The sequence below is a fragment of the Rahnella sp. PCH160 genome, assembly GCF_047784855.1.
Classification (GTDB): domain Bacteria; phylum Pseudomonadota; class Gammaproteobacteria; order Enterobacterales; family Enterobacteriaceae; genus Rahnella.
Genome location: NZ_JBLOGT010000001.1, coordinates 3,078,662 through 3,101,331, shown reverse-complemented (window position 1 = coordinate 3,101,331; position 22,670 = coordinate 3,078,662). Strand labels below are relative to the sequence as shown.

21 protein-coding genes and 2 pseudogenes are annotated in these 22,670 nt (G+C 55.7%); all 23 read right to left on the bottom strand.

Annotated elements, in window-relative coordinates; genetic code table 11:
- Positions 1-134: 134 nt before the first annotated feature.
- Positions 135-1,691, bottom strand: a complete 1,557-nt coding sequence (gene nifA / locus ACM5QY_RS14370; protein WP_416121439.1) for a nif-specific transcriptional activator NifA — start codon at positions 1,689-1,691, stop codon at positions 135-137.
- Positions 1,688-3,175: a nitrogen fixation negative regulator NifL gene (nifL, locus tag ACM5QY_RS14365; RefSeq protein WP_416121438.1), complete on the bottom strand. Its 1,488-nt coding sequence runs from the start codon at positions 3,173-3,175 to the stop codon at positions 1,688-1,690. Before nifL ends, nifA begins: the two co-directional genes overlap by 4 nt.
- A gap of 305 nt (positions 3,176-3,480) precedes the next feature.
- Positions 3,481-4,275, bottom strand: coding sequence for a nitrogen fixation protein NifM (gene nifM, locus ACM5QY_RS14360; protein ID WP_416121437.1), 795 nt, complete (start codon positions 4,273-4,275; stop codon positions 3,481-3,483).
- Positions 4,272-4,715 carry a nitrogen fixation protein NifZ gene (locus tag ACM5QY_RS14355; RefSeq protein ID WP_416121436.1) on the bottom strand — a complete coding sequence of 148 codons (444 nt, stop codon included), beginning with the start codon at positions 4,713-4,715 and terminating at the stop codon, positions 4,272-4,274. The genes nifM and ACM5QY_RS14355 overlap by 4 nt, the downstream gene beginning before the upstream one ends.
- Entirely contained in the window at positions 4,712-5,050 is a 339-nt protein-coding gene (gene nifW / locus ACM5QY_RS14350) for a nitrogenase-stabilizing/protective protein NifW (protein WP_416121435.1), read from the bottom strand. Before nifW ends, ACM5QY_RS14355 begins: the two co-directional genes overlap by 4 nt.
- Position 5,051: 1 nt before the next feature.
- Positions 5,052-6,257, bottom strand: a complete 1,206-nt coding sequence (nifV, locus tag ACM5QY_RS14345; protein ID WP_416121434.1) for a homocitrate synthase — start codon at positions 6,255-6,257, stop codon at positions 5,052-5,054.
- A gap of 15 nt (positions 6,258-6,272) precedes the next feature.
- Positions 6,273-7,478 carry a cysteine desulfurase NifS gene (gene nifS, locus ACM5QY_RS14340; protein WP_416121433.1) on the bottom strand — a complete coding sequence of 402 codons (1,206 nt, stop codon included), beginning with the start codon at positions 7,476-7,478 and terminating at the stop codon, positions 6,273-6,275.
- A 46-nt stretch (positions 7,479-7,524) separates the two neighbouring features.
- The gene (gene nifU, locus ACM5QY_RS14335; RefSeq protein WP_416121432.1) at positions 7,525-8,352 is read right to left on the bottom strand and encodes a Fe-S cluster assembly protein NifU; all 828 of its coding nucleotides are present in this window, start codon (positions 8,350-8,352) and stop codon (positions 7,525-7,527) included.
- Between the two features lie 17 nt (positions 8,353-8,369).
- The gene (locus ACM5QY_RS14330) at positions 8,370-8,708 is read right to left on the bottom strand and encodes a hypothetical protein (RefSeq protein WP_416121431.1); all 339 of its coding nucleotides are present in this window, start codon (positions 8,706-8,708) and stop codon (positions 8,370-8,372) included.
- Positions 8,709-8,861: 153 nt separating this feature from the next.
- A complete protein-coding gene (locus ACM5QY_RS14325; protein WP_416121430.1) occupies positions 8,862-9,326 on the bottom strand; it encodes a NifB/NifX family molybdenum-iron cluster-binding protein in 465 nt (154 codons plus the stop codon).
- Positions 9,313-10,698 (bottom strand): nitrogenase iron-molybdenum cofactor biosynthesis protein NifN, encoded by a 1,386-nt coding sequence (gene nifN, locus ACM5QY_RS14320; protein WP_416121429.1) that lies wholly within the window; start codon positions 10,696-10,698, stop codon positions 9,313-9,315. The genes ACM5QY_RS14325 and nifN overlap by 14 nt, the downstream gene beginning before the upstream one ends.
- Positions 10,699-10,747: 49 nt before the next feature.
- The gene (gene nifE, locus ACM5QY_RS14315) at positions 10,748-12,121 is read right to left on the bottom strand and encodes a nitrogenase iron-molybdenum cofactor biosynthesis protein NifE (RefSeq protein ID WP_416121428.1); all 1,374 of its coding nucleotides are present in this window, start codon (positions 12,119-12,121) and stop codon (positions 10,748-10,750) included.
- A 170-nt stretch (positions 12,122-12,291) separates the two neighbouring features.
- Positions 12,292-12,966, bottom strand: a complete 675-nt coding sequence (locus ACM5QY_RS14310) for a NifB/NifX family molybdenum-iron cluster-binding protein (RefSeq protein WP_416121427.1) — start codon at positions 12,964-12,966, stop codon at positions 12,292-12,294.
- A 5-nt stretch (positions 12,967-12,971) separates the two neighbouring features.
- Positions 12,972-13,196, bottom strand: a complete 225-nt coding sequence (locus ACM5QY_RS14305; RefSeq protein ID WP_416121426.1) for a NifT/FixU family protein — start codon at positions 13,194-13,196, stop codon at positions 12,972-12,974.
- A 76-nt stretch (positions 13,197-13,272) separates the two neighbouring features.
- A pseudogene (gene nifK / locus ACM5QY_RS14300) lies at positions 13,273-14,840 on the bottom strand (nitrogenase molybdenum-iron protein subunit beta).
- Between the two features lie 56 nt (positions 14,841-14,896).
- Positions 14,897-16,345, bottom strand: coding sequence for a nitrogenase molybdenum-iron protein alpha chain (nifD, locus tag ACM5QY_RS14295; RefSeq protein ID WP_416121425.1), 1,449 nt, complete (start codon positions 16,343-16,345; stop codon positions 14,897-14,899).
- Between the two features lie 72 nt (positions 16,346-16,417).
- Positions 16,418-17,293: a nitrogenase iron protein gene (nifH, locus tag ACM5QY_RS14290; RefSeq protein ID WP_416121424.1), complete on the bottom strand. Its 876-nt coding sequence runs from the start codon at positions 17,291-17,293 to the stop codon at positions 16,418-16,420.
- A gap of 757 nt (positions 17,294-18,050) precedes the next feature.
- Positions 18,051-18,545, bottom strand: a pseudogene (locus ACM5QY_RS14285) (IS110 family transposase); the annotation flags it as partial.
- Positions 18,546-18,689: 144 nt separating this feature from the next.
- Positions 18,690-18,938, bottom strand: coding sequence for a c-type cytochrome (locus ACM5QY_RS14280; RefSeq protein WP_416122890.1), 249 nt, complete (start codon positions 18,936-18,938; stop codon positions 18,690-18,692).
- A gap of 65 nt (positions 18,939-19,003) precedes the next feature.
- Positions 19,004-19,501, bottom strand: a complete 498-nt coding sequence (locus ACM5QY_RS14275) for a TlpA family protein disulfide reductase (RefSeq protein ID WP_416121423.1) — start codon at positions 19,499-19,501, stop codon at positions 19,004-19,006.
- Positions 19,488-20,186, bottom strand: a complete 699-nt coding sequence (locus ACM5QY_RS14270; protein WP_416122889.1) for an ABC transporter ATP-binding protein — start codon at positions 20,184-20,186, stop codon at positions 19,488-19,490. Before ACM5QY_RS14270 ends, ACM5QY_RS14275 begins: the two co-directional genes overlap by 14 nt.
- A 22-nt stretch (positions 20,187-20,208) precedes the next feature.
- Positions 20,209-21,375, bottom strand: a complete 1,167-nt coding sequence (locus ACM5QY_RS14265; protein WP_416121422.1) for an ABC transporter permease — start codon at positions 21,373-21,375, stop codon at positions 20,209-20,211.
- A complete protein-coding gene (locus ACM5QY_RS14260) occupies positions 21,365-22,669 on the bottom strand; it encodes an ABC transporter permease (RefSeq protein WP_416121421.1) in 1,305 nt (434 codons plus the stop codon). Before ACM5QY_RS14260 ends, ACM5QY_RS14265 begins: the two co-directional genes overlap by 11 nt.
- Between the last annotated feature and the right edge of the window lies 1 nt (position 22,670).

Sequence of the window (22,670 nt, the reverse complement as noted above, 5' to 3'; positions counted from 1 at the left end):
GGAATGATAAAAATCTTTATTTATTATAATATTACAGCCGATTCGCGCGGGAGTTTTTTGTCAGGTTCACGGCGTTGTGCCAACATTGTTTCAAAAGCAACAAGGCCGGCACGCCACCGTGTGAGGATGTCAGATCAGATACGGTGCATGTTGATGTCCATAATCTGGATACGGTAGGCAATCTGGCGCGGTGTCATGCCCAGCAGTCTGGCCGCTTTGGCCTGCACCCAGCCGGTTTTTTCCAATGCTGCAATCACCCGCTGGCGTTCGTCGAGTTCCTGATCCAGCCAGCTTTCATCTGCCGCCAATGGCAGGCCGGGTTTGACGGACAGCGCCGGGGATTCGTGGTGATTGAACAGGATCACGTCGCGGTCGATCAGCCCTTCATCGGTCATTACCGACGCCCGTTCGAGACAGTTTTCCAGTTCACGTACGTTGCCTGGCCAGCTGTAGGTCATCAGCAGACGCACTGCGCCGTCGCTGATGCGCAGTTCCCGCCCCTGACGCAGCGCAATCTTTTTGACCAGAAACGGCGCCAGATCGGCGATGTCATCCAGCCTTTCACGCAGCGCAGGCAGCGAAACCGGCATCACGTTCAGGCGATAATACAGATCTTCGCGAAAATTCCCGGCACGCACTTCCTCCTCAAGATTACGGTTGGTGGCGGCAATAATACGCACATCGACTTTCAGCGTGGTATCACCGCCGACCCGTTCCATTTCACCTTCCTGCAAAATGCGCAGCAGTTTGGCCTGAAACGACGCACTCGATTCGCCGATTTCATCGAGGAATAACGTGCCCCCGTCCGCCAGTTCAAAGCGGCCTTTACGGGTACGGATAGCGCCGGTAAAGGCCCCTTTTTCATGGCCGAACAGTTCGCTTTCCAGCAGGTTATCCGGCAGCGCGGCGCAGTTGAATTTCACAAATGGCGCGGCCGCACGGGGTGAATTGTAATGAATGGCATTGGCGATAAGTTCCTTGCCGGTGCCGCTTTCACCACGTACCAGAACCGTGGTATCCCATTTGGAAACCTGCCGTAAAATGTCCATCGTCTGGCGCATCGCCTGACTTTTCCCGACCATCTGCTCGAAACCAAACTGGCGCGGAACGCTGCACCGGACCGGCGTTTGGGCAGGCAACGATTCCGGCGGCGCAACGGAGCGCAACGGCTGGCTGATGAGATTGGCGACCATTTCTAAAAACCGCGTGCTGGCAGTCAGCCGGTCTTCGTGCAACGCCATCGGCTGTGCCACCAGCACGCCCGCAGGCTGATTATCCGCACCGGGGATCGGCACGCCAATCAGCGGCAGGCTGTAATCGTAAATATTCAGGCGATCGAGAAAACGCTGATCGTCTGAAATGCGCGGTAACACCAGCGGCTGACGCTGGCTCATCACCGCGCCGATCACGCCTTCCCCCACGCGGTAACGGACACGGCGGGTCTCTTTTTTCCTTTCGCCGTCGATGCCGTGCAGGGATTCTACAAAGAGTGCATTGCGTTCTTTATCGAACAGACACACCATGCCGTATTGCATAAAAGCGTGTTCGTGCAGCACTTCGAGGATCGCCGCCAGCGCGCGATCGGTGTTGATTTCCTGACTCAGCGCCACGCTGATGCGATAAAGCGCCGTAAACTGGGCAGACATATCAAAGCGCCGGACAACCGGGCCCGCAATAGGTAACTGGGTCATTTTAAACCTCCGGTGAGAACCTGCTTCACCGGCAGGCGTAACGTCAGCAGGGTGCCGCCATCAGGGCGGGCCGAGAGATCTAAAGAACCGCGGTGATGGGCGATCAGCGTCTGGATAAGACGCAGTTCCATGCCATTCCCCGGACGGGAAAATGCCGCTTCCGGACGGGCATAACGCACCCGTTCACGCGGCACATTATCGGTAATGTCAAAACACAACCAGCTCGCGTCCTGCCTGGCTACAATGTTCACCGACAGCTTCAGCGACGGCATGGCCTGCACCTGTGACAGCGTGTGATCAATCCATAAACTCAGCGCGGTAAGGATTTGCGTACGTTGCCCGACAGCGTGCAGATCAGCGGGCATGACCACGTAACGCAACTCGCCGTCACTGAGAAAATGGCTGTCGTACAGCGCGCTCAGATCGTCGAAGAATTCACTGACCAGCCATTCTGCCTGCGGCTCAAAATCCAGCGACGGACGGCAGGCCTGTAAGCGGCTCACCGCCTGCTCGCCTTCGCGCCAGGCGAATTCCAGTGCCATATTATTTCCTTCTTCGCCGTTAAGACGACGCGCAGCCGCCAGCATATTGATTGGCCCGTTAAGCTGGATCAGCGCCGCATCGAGCGATTCGCGGATGGCTGCCAGCAATTTGCCATTGGTAAGTTTTTGCTTGAGCCGGTCAAGATACCCCTGCTGCTGGCGGTGATGCTGATCGGTGCAGTCGGTCAGCACAATCAATTTTCCCGGCGCGGTAATGCCAGTAAAGAAGCGGCTGGCCTCTTCATTGACGCCCTGCAGTGACCACTGGCCGAAAGAAAACCAGCGTACGTTTCGGCGCATGGAAACCGGCACCGGTTCGCCGCTGTTCAGCACATCTTTGAGTTCCGGATAGCCCATTTCAGCCAGCAGTTCTTTTCCGCCGCAGTCGGCGCACAAGGTTTTGTAGGCCAGATTATCCATCACCACATTGTCCTGCTCATCCACCACCACCACGGCGGCGGGAATGTTGTTCAGCACTTCCGTGAACAAGGTAATGTGGTTGCGCAACCGCTGCTCCAGCGCGTATTTTTCGCTGATGTCTTTGTGCATCCCGAGGTAATGCTCCACCTGCCCGTCCGCGCCTAAAACAGGCGTGATCGTGACATCCGCCAGATACAACGAGCGGTTATTGCGCCGGTTGATCAACTGGCCGCTCCAGGGTTTGCCCTGCAACAACGTACGCCACATTTCGTCATAGATATGTTTCGGCGTCTGCTGGCTGGCCAGCAGACGGTGGTTCTCGCCCAGAAGTGTCTCAAGAGCAAAACCCGTCTGGCGGCAAAATGCCGGATTGGCATAACAAATACGCGCCTGCGGATCGGTCAGCGAAATCGCCACCGAAGATTGTTCAACCACGGTATAAAACAGTGAAGGATGTTGCAGCGACAAGCGGCTGGCGATATTTCCCTCAGGAAATGATGCTGATAACGCCGTGATGCTCATGTCTTTCTCCCCTTTATTGCACAATGCCGGAACCCAAATCACACATACACTCACCCGGAATAACCGTGCAATTTGCAGGCCTTTCGCGGACTTAACTGCCCAAAGTTTGATCTGAACGGGGTGTTTTTAAGCATGAAGATACAAAGCGGAGCGGTTTTTACCACCCACCAGGCGAAGCACGGTGTGGCACAAGGCCGGAGGCGGGATAACCCTGCGCTGTTATAAGGCAACACAAGCCGATTGTGTGCAATTTTCGTGCAAAGCGGGCATCAAACCCGTCGGCATCGACAAGAAGGAAAACAGGCTCAGGCGTTGATCAATTGTTGCAGCCACTGGCGCTGATAATGTTTCTGTTGCCGGGCAGTCAGTTGCTGACGCACCCGGGCTAAGGCTTCGGCTTTCGGCAAGGGTTGCGGCAGGCGAATTTGTTCGCACAACAACAAATGCCAGCCCAGCCCGGTTTCAACGGCACGGCTCAGTTGCCCGGCCTCAAGACGAAATAATGTGTCTTCCAGTTGCGGATAAAGAATGCCGCGCCCGACCCAGCCCAGTACGCCGCCGCCCATCGCGCTCGGGCACTGGGAATAGAGCAGAGCCTGGCGCGCAAACAGCGCATGCCCGTCACGCAAACGGCGCGCAATGGCATCAATCTGATCGCGAACCGCCGGAGAATTGCCCTCCACGGTCAGCAGCAGATGGCGGGTGTAACGCTGTTCGGGGCGGACAAAATGCTGCGCATGTCCGCGATACCACGCCTCAACCTGCGCATCATCCGGCAGCGGTGCCTGTTGTTGCACCCAGTTTAGCTGTTCGCGCAACAACGTCTGGTGTAATAACAGTTCTTCGGTCTCGGCCGCCGTCAGTTCCAGCTCCGGCAGCTCGGCGGCCAGCGCCTGCCGCGTCACCTCCACCGACTGTGGTTCAATATTCAACGAGCATTCCAGCGCTGCCTGCGCCACGGCTTCTTCTATCACCAACTGACGCTGCCAGGCTTCGATAAACTGCTGATACTGCGCGGACGTCGGGCTGAGTTCTTCACTCAGTTTCATCTGTTTTGCCAGCTTCCAGCGGCTGTAACGGTGCCACACAGGCATACTCATGCCAGTTCCTCCTCGAGATTCAGTGCATGTTCGGGCACCTGAAATATCCGCTGCGCAAACAAAACCTGATAATGAAAAATGCCGTCCAGCGATTCACAACCCATCACGCGCCCCGTGCCGCCCTGCGGCACCACCACTTCACCACGGATAACCAGACTGCGTCGCGAACTGACCAAATCACCGTATTGAAAAGCGCCCGCCAGCCAGGGGGCATCACCGGCGATCAACTCCTGTTCACGGCAGCCGACAATCAGGTCGTCATCGAGAAAATGCACCTGATACACGAGGGTGTCCTGCAAAAACACCCCCCATTCACGCACGTATCCCAGACTGCCGCGACGGATCAGTAAGTCGCCGCGTGTTTTACCGGCGAACGTACCGTCATCGCGCACAATGCGTGTCACCCGCACCTGCTGGTCGACCTCAAATACCGGTTTCATGGCCTCACCTCCAGCAAATCGTTCCAGTCGATAAAGCTGCCGTTATTGCGCTGATACACCGCCAGCCCCGACTGTGTATTCAGCGGCCCGGCCACGGTGTGCTGGTAGCTTTCGGCCAGCAGACGCCGGGCCAGTTGCCAGTCAGCGCGGTCTGATTCTTCCTCATCGACAAAGTGCACCGGCACGGCTGCCGTCAGCCGCTGGTGAAACTGTGCCATGATGTGCAGATGGCGGCTGCGTAACAGAACCGGATCCACATCCAGTTCGAAGAAGTCGAAAAACGACTGCGCCGACTCCAGCTCATCAACGCCTTCAATACGGGTAAACCAGTCCATGTCAGCCTCCCTGAGCCTGGCGTCGTTGTCCTTCGAACGGGATCTGATCGTCCATCCGCATCTGGCACATGGCGATCACTTCATCCTCACTCGGATTACGTTTGAGATGTTCGGCAAATCGCTTCACCTCCTGCAACATCGACAGGGTTTGTTTTTCGCTGAGAATATACCCCAGACGCGCGCAGATGCCGCTCACCGCCTGCCGGCCGGAGTGTTTGCCAAGCACCAGATTAAATTCCCGCCCGACCAGCGAGGGGTCAATGCCCTGGTAACTGCGCGGATCGCGCAGCAGTGCCGCCACATGCAAACCGGATTCGTGGGTGAAAACCTGCCCGCCGACCAGCGGATGCTGCACGTCAATGGTCCTCCCCGCCGCCGCGGCCACAAGGCGGCACAGCGCAGGCAGTTCGGTGAAATCGATACCACAGTCGAGATGCAGGCAACGGTCAAGTGACAACGTTACACTTTCCAGCGCCGCATTCCCTGCCCGTTCGCCGAGCCCGAGAACCGTGGTGTTTACATGCGTTGCACCCGCCCTTACCGCCGCCAGTGTGTTGGCAGTCGCCATGCCCAGATCGTTATGCGCATGTATTTCCAATTCGCCGTGCCAGTGCTGGCGTAATGCAGAAATGCGGGCAAAGGTAGTGAACGGATCGAGAATGCCCAGCGTATCGGCAAACCGCATCCGCTCTATGCCCAGATCCGCCGCCACTTCCGCCAACATATGCAGGGTTTCATCGGCAGAGCGCGAGGCATCCTCACACCCCATACACACCCGCATACCGAGACGGTGCGCCAGTTGCACCAGCGGTTTAAGCAAGGCAATCACCGCAGGCCAGGGCTGATGCAGTTTCTGCCCGCGCAGCAAATCTGACGCCGGTACCGAGATATCCACCCAGTCCATGCCCACCCGCGCAGAGTCGTGAATTTCTGATGAATTCATCCGGCACCACGACATCATCACCGTGTCCGGCAGTTGTCTGCGCAAAATCGCCAGCCGCACACATTCTTCTTCGCCGATCGCCGGTGTCCCCGCTTCCAGCTCACGGACCCCGGCATTAACCAGTGCCCGGGCGATTTCCAGTTTTTCACTGGCGCGAAATGCCACACCGGGGCTTTGTTCGCCATCACGTAAGGTGGTGTCGTTGATTGTGACCGCCACCGGCCTGTTACCGCCGCCGGTCCGGTCCGCCTCTGAAGCCGTCATCGCCCGTCTCCTGTCTCAGCCGTAGGTCGGCGCAAACAGGCCGCCCTGTGGAATTTGCGCTTTATCCTGCTGCCAGTAAGGTGACAGCGTGCGCAGGCGAGCCACGATGTCCGGCATCTGTTCAATCGCCCATTCGATTTCCCGCTCACGGGTAAACCGTGACAGGGAGAAACGGATACTGCCGTGCGCGGCGGTATAAGGAATATTCATGGCGCGCATCACGTGCGAAGGTTCGAGCGAACCCGACGTGCAGGCACTGCCGCTGGATGCCGCAATACCGCAATGATTAAGCAACAGCAGAATGGCCTCACCTTCGATGTATTCGAAGGCAATGTTGACGGTATTCGGCGTACGCGGCTGGTTAGCGCCCATCAGCAAGGTGTGCGGAATGGTGGTCAGCAGGCCGGTTTCCAGCCGGTCACGCATTTCCTGCACCGACTCCATCATGGGCAGATGCACATCCGCCAGTTCGCAGGCCGAACCCATGCCGACAATCCCGGCAATATTCTCGGTCCCGGCACGGCGTCCGCGCTCCTGATGGCCGCCGCGCACCAGCGGGCGAAAGCGGGTATTGCGCCGCAGATACAGGCAGCCACAACCTTTCGGTCCGTGAATTTTATGCGCCGAGCACGACAGCATGTCGATATCGGTGGTACGCAGCGAAATCGGAATTTTGCCTACCGCCTGTACGGCGTCGCAGTGGAACAGAATGCCCCGTTCATGGGCCGCAGTGGCCATTTCGCTGACCGGAAACAGCACACCGGTTTCGTTGTTCGCCCACATCATGGTGACCAGCGCAACCTTTTCACTCAGCGCATCGTAATAATGGGCGGTATCCAGCGCACCTTCTTCGGTAACGCCGATTCGGTGGATCATGTAACCCTGACGCTCAAGGTGTTCGCACACTGCCAGCGTGGCCGGATGTTCCACGGCGGTGGTGATAATTTCACGGCGCTCCGGTGCCAGCCCAATGGCTGAGTAAATGGCCGTCGACGTGGCCTCGGTGGCGCAGGAGGTAAAAATAATTTCGCTGGTATACGCTGCGCCCAGCAGGCCCGCCACCTGTTCGCGGGCGCGTTCCAGCCCCGTCCGGCACGGCTCACCGAAATCATGAATCGAGGACGGGTTGCCGTAATAATCACGCAGATACGGCATCATCGCTTCCAGCACCATCGGGTCAATGCGGGTGGTGGCGTTGTTATCCAGATACACATTTTTCATTGTCTGTTCCTCATTACCGGGAAGATGTGTTTGTTCTTTTCCCCGACTAGGCGGCAGAGACCACGCGCATATAGCGGCCCATACGCTCAACCAGTTTCTGTTGCAGCCAGGCCAGCGTCATGTCAGTCATCATGCAGCCGCTGCAACTGCCGGAAAGCTCCACCGTCACGTCCTGCCCGTCGACGTGCACCAGTGACATATCACCGCCGTCTGCCTTGATGTGCGGACGCAAAGACGCCACCACTTCTTCCACCGCCAGCCAGTTTTCATCCCTGGCTTTTGCCGCCACCGGTATTTTCACCGGGTGTTCTTTGAGGATTTCTTCCAGACACAGCTCGATTTTTTCGTGGCATGACGTGCAACCACCGCCGGCTTTGGTGTAGTTGATCACGTCTTCGAGCGTGGTCAGACCGTTGGCGAGCACCGCGCGGCGGATCTGTGCTTCATCGACCGCAAAACATTTGCAGATAAGCGCACCTTCCTCATGCTCTTCATCCGGCGCTTCTCCACGGTAATGCCGGATGGCAGCCCGCAGCGCTTCCTGTCCCATCACCGAGCAATGCATTTTTTCCGGCGGCAGGCCGTCGAGATATTCAGCGATTTGCTGGTTACTCACCTGCTGCGCCTGCGTCAGGCTGCGGCCGATAATCAGTTCGGTCAGCGCCGACGAGGACGCAATGGCGCTGCCGCAGCCGAAGGTCTGGAATCCGGCATCAAGAATAATTTCCGTCTCAGGATCCACTTTCAGCATCAGGCGCAGCGCGTCACCGCAACTCAGTGAACCGACGTCACCGATGGCATTCGCTTCATCAACGACTTTGGCGTTACGCGGATTAAAAAAATGTTCTTTCACTTTCTCAGAATAATTCCACATGTCTTTAGCCCCTTTGATTAGTCCGGTTCGGGTGATGTCGTACAACTGCCGCTTTCGCAGTGACAAGCGGATGCCGCGGGCAAAACCACCCGTATTCCGGCGCGGCTGTTCTGTTCACCGGCAGATAGCGTGGCATTTTGTAATAACGTCCAGTGCAGCGGATCCGCCAGCAGGCGTAACCCGTTAATCATTTCTACGTGGTCACTCGGCTGAAAGGCCGCGCTCCAGTGCAGCCCCACTTTCCAGCCGCCGCACGGGTCGCCGCCTAATGTCATCCGCAGGCCGCCCCCCTGCGGCGACAGTTGCCGCTGTAACGCCAGCAAGCGGTCAAAAACCGCAGGTTCAATTACCATCATCGGGTCGCCTCCTGTACGGGTTTATTACTACTGAGCAATTGTGATGCCAGTCACATTATCAGCGTAATTTCAACCACATACCCCTGGTGCCCGCGTCAAATCCCACACGAATGTCGCGCTATTTGTCAGGTTTGTCATACAGATGACACAAGGTTAAGGGCGGTCTTCCTCCTGCCATTCGTCCCCCGCCAGCAGTTTGTCGAAACGGCCAGGGTCGCGGCTGCGGCACGTCACCTGACGCTCTGCAGCCGACCAGTGTTGCTGCGTCTGTTTGAGCAAATGCGCAATGTCGGTGTCTTGCGGCACTTTGATCGCCCGTACGCCAATTTCCAGCAACTGGCGGAAAACTGAATCGCCGATCGCCAGGCAATAGAGAGTCACGCAGTCTTCCAGCGCCGCCATCCGGCAGGCGATTTTTTCCTGCTGATGGCCAGATTCGGCGCTGAATTCCGCAACCCGCAGCAGTTGCACCTGATCCTGTTTCACGCCGTACACCACCAGCCGGGTGCTGGCACCGAAATGCTGGTCGACGTGGTGATAATCGGAACTTGCGAACGCCACCTGCATCGGCCACTGAGTGGCGCTGACGGTGTTGAGATAACGGTTAGAGCGCCTCATGGCTGACCTCCGGTACCGTGCTCAGGCTGAACACCTGCTTGAGCGGTGAGTGATACGCCGCCAGCATGTGATGGCGTTCCTGCATCAGATTAGCGAGTTCGAATAAGGTGTCGCGAATACCCGCATAGCCCTGCCGCACGCGGCGAAACTCCCCGAGACGGTCGTAAAGCGGGAAACCGGCACGCACCAGCGCGATACCGTTTTTTTCCGCCAGTGGCGCGGCGTGGGAGTTCGCCACCAGCAGTGAAACCGGGTGGCTGTCGAGCCGGGTTTGTAAATCTTCCAGGTCGCCGATCACCACCTGTTCGACCGGCAACCCGGCCAGTGACTGCTGATTTACCGGCGCAATCACTGGCCCGACGCGCATCCCCTGGCTCTGAGCGAAATCGCACCATGCCACCAGCAAATCGGCTTCTGCCGCCAGTGCAATACGCTGTGATTGCAGCCAGGTATGGCAGTCGATCATGGCGTCCAGCAGTTGCCCGCGCTGGCGCTCAATCCACGCAGGCACCTCGCGGCCTGATACCTGATGCAGATGGCGGATCAGGCTGTCGGTGTTTTCCAGCGTCATCAGGTGCGGCAGGTTCAGCGCCATGCCCCGGCTGCGCATCGCCATCAGGCTGGCGGCGCAGTTGAGCGAACTGCCAAGGGTGATGGTGGTCAGGCTCTGCCCCATTTGTTCAATCTGGCGTTGCGACGTACCGCCCTGCGTGACCGGATTGAAATCACCGTTCGCCAGATGTCCGTCCAGCGACTGCGATAAGTCCGGCAGGATCACCGGTTGCAGGCCGAAGGCTTCGACATAGCTGCGCAGTAATTCCAGATCCCCTGGCGTCAGCAGATGGCTGACCAGCAGATTCACGCGCTTGTTACGCATGCCGGTCGGCGGCTTTTCCGGCACCCACTGGGTGATCACGCTTTCCATCAGTGCGCTGTAGCCGTTTTCCAGCGAGCCGTAAAAATCCGGCGTGTTAACGGTCAGAATGGCGATGGAATTAAAGCGCGGTTCTTTGTTGCGAAACTCGCGCAGCGCCATCGATAAATCACTGCCCTGCGCTTCTGACAGTCCGGTGCTCAAAATCACAATGGCTTTCGGATTACTGCGCTGGCACAGCGTGGTCAGCGCCGTGCTGACGTTGCCGTCCGAGCCCATAATGGTGGTGGTCGATTCCATCGCCGTGGACTGCAACGGGATCGGATCATGAAAATGCTGGATAAAGAAAACTTTGGCGAACGCACTGCAGCCTTGCGCGCCATGAACCAGTGGAATGCAATTCTCCAGTCCCTGACTGGCCAGGATCGCCCCGAGCGGTTGCCCGCTTTTAACAGGCGTGGTGGCAAGCGGCTTGGCATTACGCAGAATTTGAGCCATACACAGTCTCCAAAACAATAAGTCGAAACATCACTGACAACGTGTCTGTTCAGCGCCACGGCACCGGACGGTTTACCTGCGCCCAGACCGGGCTTTCCAGCGTGATGCACAGCTGTTCCGCCAGATTCACCAGCCCGTGATAACCAGCAAAGGCGTGCTCGCGCTCCTGATTGATATCCAGGAACGGCAGGCGGGCTTTGTACGCGGTATACATGTTGCGGCCACCGGCGATCATGATGTCGCCGCCGAAGCGATAGAGGGTGTCGAGCAAGGTTCTGGCATTGCCTTCGTCGAGCATCAGCACGTCTTCGCCCATCAGTTCGCGAATACGCTGTTTGTCTTCTTCGGTTGATTTTCGGGTGCCGGTTGCCACTACCGTGATGCCTAAATCCTGTAACGCCGAGACCACCGACCAGGATTTCACGCCACCGGTATACAGCAGCGCCTTGCGCCCGCTGAGGCGCGCCCGGTAAGGCTCGAGCGCAAGATTCGTCGCGGCTTCCTCGCGCTCAATCAGGCGCTCTGTGCGCACCTGTAAATCCGGGTCTTTGAGCAACGAGGCGATAGTGCGCAGGGAATCGGCCATTGAACGCAGGCCATAAAAACTGCCTTCAAACCATGGGATCTGGTAGCGCTCTTCCATTTTGCGGGCGACGTTGATCAGCGCCCGCGAGCACACCAGCATGTTGGCTTCGCCACGGTGCATGGTCTGGATTTCGGCAAAACGCGAATCACCGGAGAGGCTGCACAGCACGCGGATCCCCAGTTCATCGAGCAGCGGCAGAACGTGCCAGAACTCACCGGCAATATTGAATTCGCCAATCAGGCTGATGCTGTGGCGGTGTCCGGCGGGGATCGGCGAGTTTTCCGGCCACGGCGCGGGTTCGCGCTGGCCGATCACCTTTTTGACCATCACGTCCCCGGCAATGCGGTTACCGAGGTTTTTGCTGCCGTAGAAACCGGCGGCATCGACTGAAATGACCGGCACCCCGGCGGCGGTCGATGCGGCGCGGCACACGGCTTCGACGTCATCCCCTTCCATCGCCGGTACGCAGGTGTTGTAAATAAATACCGCCGCCGGATGGTAATGGCTGACGATGTGCTGCACGGCGTGGAATAAGCGCCGCTCGCCGCGCCCCATGATCACATCCTGCTCGCTCATGTCGGTGGTGAAGCCCATACGGTTGATGGAAGGCCCGGAACTGCGGCTGCCACGGTTGTCCCATGAACTGCCGGTACAGCCAATCGGGCCGTGAACCAGATGCGCGACGTCCGCGACCGGCAGCAGCGCAATCTGCGCGCCGTCAAACGCACAACCACCTGCCGTCGCGCCCGGTTTCGGCAGGCTGCAACCCGACTTCTGCTTGTGGTTATGCTCACAGGCTGGCTCATCAATCAGCGCCAGAATCTCTTTTGCCTTCATCGCAACCTCGTCATGACAGATAAGTATCAGGGGGATGTTGCAAGGAGCAGGCCAGCAGATTACGCACTGATTTTTAAGAGGATTTCATTGTCGTATTTATGACAAACGACACAAAGAAAACAAAGGAGACAACGGATGTCGGGGCGCAGACCGCACCCCGCAGCGGGAAGTTAGCTGAACTGACGGTTTTCCAGCGGATTACTTTTACCTAACCGGCGTGCCAGCCACGGCGGTATGTTTTCGGTCAGCATGCGTTGCAGCGCGGCAAGCTGTGACTCAATGCTTACGCCGGTCACCACTTTGATCGGATGAATATTATGGCGGATAACCCGTGCCGCGGCCGGGCCGCCAATTGCCTCACAGAACAGCAGATGGCAATCGCTGATCAGCCGCGCGCGGGTTTCATTCGATTCTTCGCCCTCGTGCGATACCGGGGTGCGGCGCAGCGCCATCAGATACGGCCCGTCGCTGTCGAACGCATAGATGAAAAACAGGTGTGACTGCCCAAAATGACCGTTCACCGTGATGCCGTCCAGAGACGAAAAAGCCACCCTTAACTGCTGTGGCTGGAGGCGGTTTTCAGTCAGGGTCAGATGCGGCGGCAGTTGCCCCTGCAGGCAACGCATCAGCGACTGCCAGCGGCTGATCGTCACCTTTCCGGCCTCTCCCGGAAAGGTCGCCTCCAGTTCTTCCAGGCTCATGGCCTGCAAATGCCCCAGCCCGATGTTGCCGTCACTTTCACGGCAGCCCTTTGTCAGCCAGGCCAGCACCTCCGGCGGCGGGATTTCCGGGAATAATTGCACCACGGCGAATAAACGCCAAAACAGCAGATCGTCTTTTGACATCGGATTCACTCCTCTGACAGTTCTGAACGGGTTGCCCGCAGGCTGACGGGAAACGACGGGATACCCCGCTGAGGTTCCACGTAATACGCTTTTCCACCTTCCAGACAAACACGTCCACCCCACTGGTGCGGATGGTTATGCTCCAGTTCCACCACTTTGGCTTCCATATCTTGTTTCGCGATATAGCAATAAAGACTGTCATTACGCAGTCGGAAAATAACCATCGGCATAAGCACCTCCCGGCGACACAAGTCCCGGCGGTAAAGAGAAAAACCCCGTCGCACCAAATCGACGGGGCAAGAGTTATCAGCGGATCAGGTCGAAGTTGTAGTCGGTTTTGCCGAGTTTCATGGTTTCGCGATCCAACTGTTCGAGCACCGCATTCACCAGTTGCGTCAGAATGCTCATCGCGCCTTCGTATCCCCAGGTGGTCTGACGGTGCAAATGATGCCGGTCAAAAATCGGGAAGCCGATGCGGATCAGCGGCACTTCGAACTGTTCGCCTTTGGCCAGCGTGTCGCGCTGAATGAATTTCCCGTAAGAGTTACCGATCATAAAGTCCGGTTTACGGGTAAACATCAGCGAGCGGAAATGCCACAGATCGCAGTTCACATACACCTCGCTGTCCTGCCCGTAAGGCGAATCGGCCAGCATTTTCTTCATGGCTTTCTGCCATCGCTTGTTACCGTTATGGCTGAGAATGGTGGTCGGTTCACAACCCAGTTCCAGCAGGAACGCGGTCATACCCATCACAAAATCCGGATCGCCGTACAAGCCGAAACGCTTGCCGTGCAGCCAGGTGTGGGAATCGAGCATCATGTCCACCAGACGGCCACGCTCAGTCGCCAGCGCGTCTGCAATCGGTTTGCCAGTCAGTTCGCTCACCGCCATCAGCAAGGCGTCGGTCGCAGCCAGGCCAATCGGCACACTGACTTCGGTGCCCGGCTGATTCCAGTTGCCCTGCACCACTTTTTTGGTTTTCTGCAACTGCCACGGCTGCAGCAGCAAGGTGTCGATGGCATCCGGCGCATCACGCATTTCGGTTTGCGTAGTGCCCCCGGCATACATGCGGTAATGGCCGTCAGCCGGAGTGTCGAGCACTTCCGACGGATCGGACAAGACGCTGCATTCGACCCCCATCTGATCCATCATGCGGTGGATAACCCGGTAGTTGCCGAGATAGGTTTCAAAACCGGTCACCACGTTCAGTTTGGCGAGTTTGCCCGGCTGATATTCCCGCGTGGCGTCGGTAGTAAAGGTACGGGCGAAGCCTTCAAACATGTTGTCCCAGCCGGTGACATGGCTGCCCAGAAAACTCGGTGTATGGGCATACGGGATTGGCATACCGGCATCCACAAATCCGTCTTTTTTGGCGTTGGCGATAAACGCCTGCAAATCATCACCGATCACTTCCGCCATACAGGTGGTGGAGACGGCAATAATTTCCGGCTTGTACAACGCGCTGGCGTTTTCCAGACCGGTATTCATGTTGTTATTCCCGCCGAAAACGGCGGCATCTTCGGTCATTGAGTCGGAAACACAGGCCACCGGCTCTTTGAAATGACGGTTAAAGTAGGTACGAAAATACGCCACACAGCCTTGTGAACCGTGGACATACGGTAACGTGTTGGCAAAGCCCAGCGCGCAAAGCACCGCGCCTAAGGGCTGGCAGGCTTTGGCGGGTCAACGGTCAGCGCTTCACGCGTGAAGTTGAGATCCTGATATTCCTGCGTGGTGGTCCATTCAAACACTTCCCGCACTTTCGCCTCGCCGTGTGCTTCTTCCAGCGCGCGTTTGTTGGTGAACATACTCTGGTATTCATCCTGTTCGAACAGCGGGAAACAGGATTTTGGGGTGCCAAGATCTTGACTCATGTTTCTCTCCTTCCGCGCCACAAATCTGTGAACTGACGGAATGTCTGCAGCCTCAGTCAGGCCGATTTCAACCAAGGGGCGGTCAGCTTACTCCAGCCCGGATTGTTGAGCGTCATGTCCATGTCACGGGCAAAAATGCCGAAGCCGTCATAGCCGTGATAAGGGCCGGAATAATCCCAGGAGTGCATCTGGCGGAACGGCACGCCCATTTTCTGGAAGATGTATTTTTCTTTGATGCCTGACCCGACCAGATCCGGTTTCAGCGCTTTCACGAACGCTTCCAGCTCGTAACTGCTCAGATCATCAAACAGCAACGTGCCTTCTTTGAGCATCGGCAAGGTGCGGTCGTAGTCATCGTTATGACCGAATTCATAGCCAGTACCGATGATTTCCATCCCCAGATCTTCGTACGCCCCGATGATATGGCGCGGACGTAAACCACCGAGATACAGCAGCACTTTTTTGCCTTCCAGACGCGGCCGGTATTTGTCGATCACTGCCTGCGTTTGCGCCTGATATTTCGCGATCACCGCTTCGGCGTTTTTCTGAATGGTTTCGTCAAAACGCGCGGCGATTTCGCGCAGGGATTCGGCAATCTTGGTCGGGCCAAAGAAGTTGTATTCCATCCACGGAATGCCGTGTTTTTCTTCCATATGGCGAGAGATATAGTTCATTGAGCGGTAGCAGTGCACCAGATTGAGCGCGACTTTCGGGGTGTTCTCCATCTCGACCAGCGTGCCATCACCGGACCACTGCGCCACCACGCGAAGCCCCATATCTTCGAGCAGAATGCGCGAAGCCCAAGCGTCACCGCCGATGTTGTAGTCGCCAATAATGGCCACGTCGTAAGGTGTGGTTTTAAATTCGCGGCCTTCGCGGTTATCCAGCACCCAGTCGCGGATGACGTCGTTGGCGATGTGGTGCCCGAGAGATTGCGAAACACCACGGAAACCTTCACAACGAACGGGCACCACCGGTTTACCGATTTTGGCGCTGCTTGCTTTGGCGACTGCCGAAATATCGTCACCGATTAGCCCTACCGGGCACTCGGACTGCACAGAGATCCCTTTGGTCAACGGGAACAGCATTTCAAGTTCATCGATCAGTTTGTCGAGCTTTTTATCACCGCCAAACACGATGTCGCGTTCCTGAAAATCGCTGGTGAAGTTAAGCGTGCCAAAGCTGTTGATGCCGCTCCAGCCGGTGTAATAGTTGCGACGTCCGGCACGGGAATATTGCCCACAGCCAATCGGGCCGTGAGAAATGTGCGCCATGTCTTTGATTGGGCCAAAAACTACGCCTTTCGAACCGGCATACGCGCAACCCCGCACGGTCATCACACCCGGCTGCGATTTTCGGTTGGAGACAATGCATTTGCCGACCGTTTCCATCGCCGGATCGGTGGTCATCATGTGCTTTTTGCGATCTTTGAGTGCCTTCTCGGGGAAGATTTCCAGCACTTCCTGGATCAACGCCTCGTTGCGTTCGCGTGTTTCACTGGTCATAAAGACTCCGCTGATAGCCTGATAATGGGCACATTCCTTGCGGTCTGTGCCTCTTCGATAAGGGGGAAGAACTCATGCCTCTTCGGCGGCAGTACGGCCGACAATGGTCAGATCTTCTTCTTCCATAATGCCGAACTCCATTAACAGGGCTTCCAGCTCGTCCATGGTGACCGGGGTCGGCACCACCATTTTGGTGTTGTTGACAATTTTGTTCGCCAGCGAGCGGTATTGATCGGCCTGCGCGCAGGTCGGGTCGTATTCGATGACAGTCATGCGGCGAATTTCAGCGCGTTGCACAATGTTGTCGCGCGGGACGAAGTGGATCATTTGTGTGCCCAGTTTTTCGGCCAGCGCGATGATCAGTTCGTCTTCCCGGTCTGTCTGGCGTGAGTTACAAATCAGCCCGGCCAGACGCACTTTGCCTGATTTGGCGTATTTCACGATGCCTTTGCAAATGTTGTTGGCGGCGTACATCGCCATCATTTCACCGGAACAGACGATGTAAATTTCCTGCGCTTTGTTTTCGCGGATCGGCATCGCGAACCCGCCGCACACTACGTCGCCCAGTACGTCGTAAAATACAAAATCCAGATCCGGCACGTATGCGCCTTCTTCTTCGAGAAAGTTGATGGCGGTAATAACACCGCGACCTGCACAACCAACGCCCGGCTCAGGGCCGCCAGATTCCGCGCAGCGCACGCCGCGGTAGCCGATTTGCATCACATCCTCCAGCTCCAGATCTTCCACCGAGCCCACTTCAGCCGCCATTTCCATAATAGTGTTCTGCGCTTTGGCGTGCAGAATTAAGCGGGTTGAGTCAGCTTTAGGGTCACAGCCGACGATCATGACTTTCTTGTTCATTTCGGCCAGAGCCGCTACAAGGTTTTGAGTGGTGGTGGATTTCCCAATACCCCCTTTCCCGTAGATTGCACATTGACGCATTGCCATAGTTTCTCTCCTGTAGTGTCCAGTTGACGTAACAACAGGTGCAGGGTTTGTACCACGATTTCAGGACTTAAATGTTGTTGAAAAATAATGACTTTTAATTTAATCAGGCGGGGATGTTAGAAGCAGAGAGAACAATATGCGTACAGTTTGTTGTAAAACAAACAAACCGATGGCGGGTTCCGGAGGATATTGGTGTGTAAAAGTCAGCATTATCTCTCTTTCCAGTCTGGTAAAAGCTACAAAGATATCAGCCAGCTTCAGAAGTCAGATATCGTCACTCTGCTTATTTAAAGGAATAAGCAACATGAGTAATATATTTTCTTTATTAAATTAATTTGGAAGAGATGGTTGCAGAAAAATAAGACATTTCAGTTAACTGTCAGCCTGCATTTAATAACTCAAAATTTTCGCATGGAAAACTTTCACGCGCCTTCGTAAATACCCCAATAAATCAACCATTGCTTCCTGCCTTCAATTAAGTGACATCTTTTGCAAGAAATAAGCTATTTTATGATGCGTCGTCAACTTTTAGAAGTTTCCTTCTTTCCGAAATAAAATATCCTAGAGACAATGCAGTATGCCACTGCAGGATATATTTGCGTATTCCGCTGCAAATCGACCACGGATTCCGATATAAACCGATCCGGTAACTCTCAAGTTAGTTCTCGTATTTTTATGCTGCCCGGCGTTCTTTTCCGAGTTTAACGATATAGCTTCTATCGGTGACCAGTTTCGCGTCTGGTTGTGACCACTACAAGTCTGTCCGTTCGATATAATGAATACAGTGGGTCAGAAGAAAAGACTTTAACCGCTGCCGCGCATGTTTTAAATCTTCACGAGCAGATGCCCATGCCCGGGCTAAATCTCTGAACGCCTTATCTTCAAAGCCAGGTACGTAGACAGCAGAAAGGTCGCCAGCCCCCAGTGATCACAATAGCTTGATTGCATCACGCCGATCAGTTTTGACCCGATCCCCCGGTTTTTTCGGGATAAGTGAGGGAGCATAGACCATGCAATCAAAACCGTATTTTACCAGGCTATGATAAAGACCAGAACCACAGGGCTTGGCCTCATAAACAACACTGACTTACGATGACTTTGACTGTAGAAGCTTGCAAAGACGTTCAATATCAGTAGGTATTGTGCCAATTTTACCCATCAGCTCAACAGGTTCCGAATTGATGGCATAAGCAACAGTAATTGATTCTTTGTGAACATCTAATCCGACGTAGAACGTTCTAATGTTGGTCATGCTGGCCTCCGTGATGATAATACCTGGGTGTAGCAACAGCTCACCCGTGCAGCTCTGGCAACGATATTAACCCGCGTTAAATATCCCACGTTGGCCAGCGCCTGTCTCACGGAAAGTCATACTGTTTTACGATATTTAGGGAAATCACTTCGGTAATCCATTGATGAACTTCGCTAACTCAACAATTTGCTCATCGGTAAGGTTGGCTTTTGCTCGGTTTCCTTTACCTTCTATTTTTCCATCACGCCGCGCCTTCAGTCCTTCAATCATGACATCTTCAGAGAGTGTGTTCAGCGCCGGCGCTTGATCCATTGCCTTCTTGTCAGCCAACCGACCGTGACACCCTGAGCAACGCTGCTGATAGATCCCTTTCCCATCTGCCTGAGCCGCCATAGGCACCAGCAAAACCAATGATAGGAATGAGAAAAGAAGGCAGGAAGAGAATACGGAGGATTTCATCATGCCCCCAGTGCAATCTGCTGAAATAGCGTGGTTAACGCCTGATCGTTGCGCGCCCCTTGATGCACTGCGGTCACTTTCCCCTGGGCATCAATGAGAAATGAGGTCGGTGTACCAATAACGTCATAACGTTCCTGGGTAATTCCAAGTTGATCGCGCACAACGGGGTAACCGATCTGCCGCTGAGACAGCACCGGACGAAGATCCACCTGCTCCACATCCGTATTCACTGCGACGACCACAATCTTGTCGCCATAGGTTTTACTGAGTTTTTCGAGCGTGGCCATTTCAGAGAGACAGCCCCCGCAGCTTACCGACCAGAAATTCAGGTAGACCGTTTTACCTTTCCAACGATCCAACGACGCCTGTTCTCCCTGTAAGTCATAGGCCGCCAGCGCGGGCGCCTCTTTCCCCAACGCCACTTTGTCCTGTTTGCAGGCTGCAAGCAACGTCACAGCAACCAGGGCCACCATCAATGAACACTTACGCCATAACATGCCGCTGACTCCCCGTACTGATAACCTTACCGTGCTGCAGGCGGATAATGCGGTCGGCGACCCGCCCCAATTCCGGGTTATGTGTCACCATCACAATAGTACGCCCCTGCTGATGCAATTGATTGAGAAGAGCCAAAACACGCTGCTCATTCTCTTCATCCAGATTTCCTGTCGGTTCATCAGCGAAAATAACCGGGGGTTGATTCACCAATGCACGGGCAATACAGACGCGTTGCTGCTCTCCGCCAGACAGTTGGCTTGGGAGATGGCTAACGCGATGCGACAACCCAACCTGTTCCAGCACATTGCGCGCTGCCGCCTCATCCACCACGCTGTGATAATGCTGCGCCAGCATGATATTTTCCAATGCGCTAAGAAAGGGGATCAGGTGGAACTGCTGAAAGACCAGACCGATCTTATCAGCACGGAACTGACGACGCCCTTCTTCATCAAGCACCGCCGCATCGGTACCATCCAGCAATACCTGGCCTTCAGTAACGGTATCCAGACAAGTCAAAATATTCATCAGCGTGGTTTTGCCGGAGCCGGATGCGCCCATAATGGCAACGAATTCTCCGCGATTAATGCAGATACTGATGTCATCCAGGGCGGTAACCTCACCAAACCGCTTGAAAAGATGGCGGGTCTCAATCACCGCCTGCGATTCTGGTTGCGGACTGACCAGCCTGACTGTTGAACTCTTCACTTTATTCTCCTTTTAACACTCTGGCCGGTTGAACATCTATCGCATAACGGGTTGGCACAATCGCCGCCACCGCCGCCACCAACACGGACGAAAGCAACGTAAGTGGGAAAACCGGTGCCCGCAGCGCGATCGCCGCATTGAAAACGGTATGCCCAACCAACTGCGCCAGCAAAAAGCCCAGGACGACGCCCGTCAATGCCGCCGCCAGAGAGATCAACAGAGTCTCTGTTAACATCTGGCGAATAATGTCCCGATCGCCCGCGCCCAGCGCTTTCTGCAACGCGAATTCGCGCGAGCGCTCACTCACCATCGCCAGCAGCGTCGTGTTCACACACAGAGAAGACAAGACGAGGATCACCACAGAGATCAGGCCCATCAGCCCTTTGATTTTATCCAGCACTTGCCCTTCAGACGCTGAAACCTTCAGGATCGGCCTGATTTCAAGTTGCGGATATTGCTGGCGTAATCCCCTGGCGAAATTGTCTACCTGGCCGAGGTCATTACTGACATTTAACAGCGCATTACTGATTTTTCCCGGCTGATGCAGCCACTTTTGCGCCAGTTCGAGACTCACGATCAACACATTATCCGTCGCATCGCCGGACTCAACAATGCCCTTGATTTGCAGGCGCTGCTGACCGTCATTCCCTACCAACGTAATGCTGTCACCCACTTTCACCTGTAGTCGATTAGCCAACTTGACGCCAATCATCGCATTGCGATCGTCAAAATTTACCCCGATCCACTGCCCGCTCACCTGCCAGTAAGGCACCAACGGTTGCAGCGAATCAAACCAGACGCCCATCACCACCACTTTCTCCAGTTCGGTACGCGCCATGCCATACAGGTAAGGGCTGCCTGCGTTGATTAGCCCCGCAGGCGCGGCGGTCAAGATCTGCTGGAAATCGGCCTGCGACAGCGTATTGTCGCTGGCCGGGCCAATATAGAAATTGGCACCAAAGGTCCGCAGCTCCTGACTCATCTTGGCATTGATGTCAAAATAGACCGCCGACATCGCCGTCACTATCGCAGCCCCTACGGTCAGTGCAGCAAAAACCACGCTCACGCGTTGCATCCTGAGGCGCAGAGCGCGGATAACCAGTAGCCAGAACATGCTTTTCACTGGCGCCGTTTTTTTCATGCTCCCGGCGGGTTGATCAGCGGCCATACAGCACCTCCACAGGATACAGTCGTGCAATGCGTCGCGCCGGGAACCAGGTGCCAATCAAGGCAATCAACACTGAAACGACCAATACGCAAGGTGCCACAATCCAGGCAAAACTCAGGGGTGCACCGAACAACATCAGGCCGATAGCTTTCGCCAATCCCCACCCGGCTATGCAGCCCAGCGCCCCACCCAACAGACCACTAAGCGCAGCCTCAAGATAGAACAGCAGCATGATCTGCCATTGCCTGGCACCTAGTGCTTTCATTAAGCCAATCTCTTTTGCGCGTTCCATAATGGTACTGGTCATCAGCGATGCAATCCCCATCGCCGCAGCGACCAGCGCCGCAAGCGTCACCACCGCCAACAACAGTTGAATTTTTCCAATAACCACCCCCTCAGACGCGGCAACTTGCCAGATAGGCCTCACCGCAGACCCCGAGATGGCTTCCTCCAACTGATGAGCAATCGACGAAACATAGGCCGTGCAATACCAGAGATCATATTCCTCAGCATCCAGCCCTTCGAGGTTCTCGCGCGCCCTTCGTGACAGATCATTTTCCGGCACCGTCAGCGCGGAAACACGAATCGCCTGAACCTTGCCAGGCACCCCCATCAGCGCCTGTACCGCCGCCAGCGGCATAACCAACTGCCGTTCCTCATCACCACCGCTGCTTAAGACGCCGGTGATCTTCAGGTTCAACGCCGCCGCGGGTCCTCTTATTCTGAATGAATCCCCGACTGACCAGTGGTTCTGCATCGCCAGCTGTTTTCCCACCAGAGCCTCCACCGGCGCACTTTCAGCCATCGGCTCCTGCGGCCACTCGCCCTGCACTTGCCAGTAAGGACTGATGATCCGTTGCCCAGTGTGGTAATCCTCCTCATCCGGCACATTGACCGGTTGCGAGAAAAAGGTTCCGAGCACGCCGACGGTTTGCTGAGCAGCATTTTGCGGATCGACAGTGACATTGCCACTGAGCAGGGGAGCAAAGCCAACGATGTTATTACGCCAGAAGATATCCTTAATATTCGGCAACTCATTTTCATCAAGGAAATCCTGCCCAGCCAGCGGATTGCTACGCTCGCCAAATAAAACAGGGAGAGCTGCCTGTCCGGCGGGCTCAATCAAAATATTGGCGCCATAGGACTTCAACTCCCGCGCCATTTTATCTCCGATATCGATAGAGACGGCCAACAGCGCCGAGATCAACCCCGCCGCGAGAAATACGGTGATAACGGCCAACGACTTGCGTCGAACGTTTCTGCGCCACGACTGCCGTAACATAATAGCCAGCATC

Coding starts and splice junctions, on each gene's coding strand:
- nifA (WP_416121439.1), bottom strand. CDS start 1,691: ATGACCCAGTTACCTATTGCGGGCCCGGTTGTCCGGCGCTTTGATATG.
- nifL (WP_416121438.1), bottom strand. CDS start 3,175: ATGAGCATCACGGCGTTATCAGCATCATTTCCTGAGGGAAATATCGCC.
- nifM (WP_416121437.1), bottom strand. CDS start 4,275: ATGAGTATGCCTGTGTGGCACCGTTACAGCCGCTGGAAGCTGGCAAAA.
- ACM5QY_RS14355 (WP_416121436.1), bottom strand. CDS start 4,715: ATGAAACCGGTATTTGAGGTCGACCAGCAGGTGCGGGTGACACGCATT.
- nifW (WP_416121435.1), bottom strand. CDS start 5,050: ATGGACTGGTTTACCCGTATTGAAGGCGTTGATGAGCTGGAGTCGGCG.
- nifV (WP_416121434.1), bottom strand. CDS start 6,257: ATGACGGCTTCAGAGGCGGACCGGACCGGCGGCGGTAACAGGCCGGTG.
- nifS (WP_416121433.1), bottom strand. CDS start 7,478: ATGAAAAATGTGTATCTGGATAACAACGCCACCACCCGCATTGACCCG.
- nifU (WP_416121432.1), bottom strand. CDS start 8,352: ATGTGGAATTATTCTGAGAAAGTGAAAGAACATTTTTTTAATCCGCGT.
- ACM5QY_RS14330 (WP_416121431.1), bottom strand. CDS start 8,708: ATGATGGTAATTGAACCTGCGGTTTTTGACCGCTTGCTGGCGTTACAG.
- ACM5QY_RS14325 (WP_416121430.1), bottom strand. CDS start 9,326: ATGAGGCGCTCTAACCGTTATCTCAACACCGTCAGCGCCACTCAGTGG.
- nifN (WP_416121429.1), bottom strand. CDS start 10,698: ATGGCTCAAATTCTGCGTAATGCCAAGCCGCTTGCCACCACGCCTGTT.
- nifE (WP_416121428.1), bottom strand. CDS start 12,121: ATGAAGGCAAAAGAGATTCTGGCGCTGATTGATGAGCCAGCCTGTGAG.
- ACM5QY_RS14310 (WP_416121427.1), bottom strand. CDS start 12,966: ATGTCAAAAGACGATCTGCTGTTTTGGCGTTTATTCGCCGTGGTGCAA.
- ACM5QY_RS14305 (WP_416121426.1), bottom strand. CDS start 13,196: ATGCCGATGGTTATTTTCCGACTGCGTAATGACAGTCTTTATTGCTAT.
- nifD (WP_416121425.1), bottom strand. CDS start 16,345: ATGACCAGTGAAACACGCGAACGCAACGAGGCGTTGATCCAGGAAGTG.
- nifH (WP_416121424.1), bottom strand. CDS start 17,293: ATGGCAATGCGTCAATGTGCAATCTACGGGAAAGGGGGTATTGGGAAA.
- ACM5QY_RS14280 (WP_416122890.1), bottom strand. CDS start 18,938: ATGGCGGCTCAGGCAGATGGGAAAGGGATCTATCAGCAGCGTTGCTCA.
- ACM5QY_RS14275 (WP_416121423.1), bottom strand. CDS start 19,501: ATGTTATGGCGTAAGTGTTCATTGATGGTGGCCCTGGTTGCTGTGACG.
- ACM5QY_RS14265 (WP_416121422.1), bottom strand. CDS start 21,375: ATGGCCGCTGATCAACCCGCCGGGAGCATGAAAAAAACGGCGCCAGTG.
- ACM5QY_RS14260 (WP_416121421.1), bottom strand. CDS start 22,669: ATGCTGGCTATTATGTTACGGCAGTCGTGGCGCAGAAACGTTCGACGC.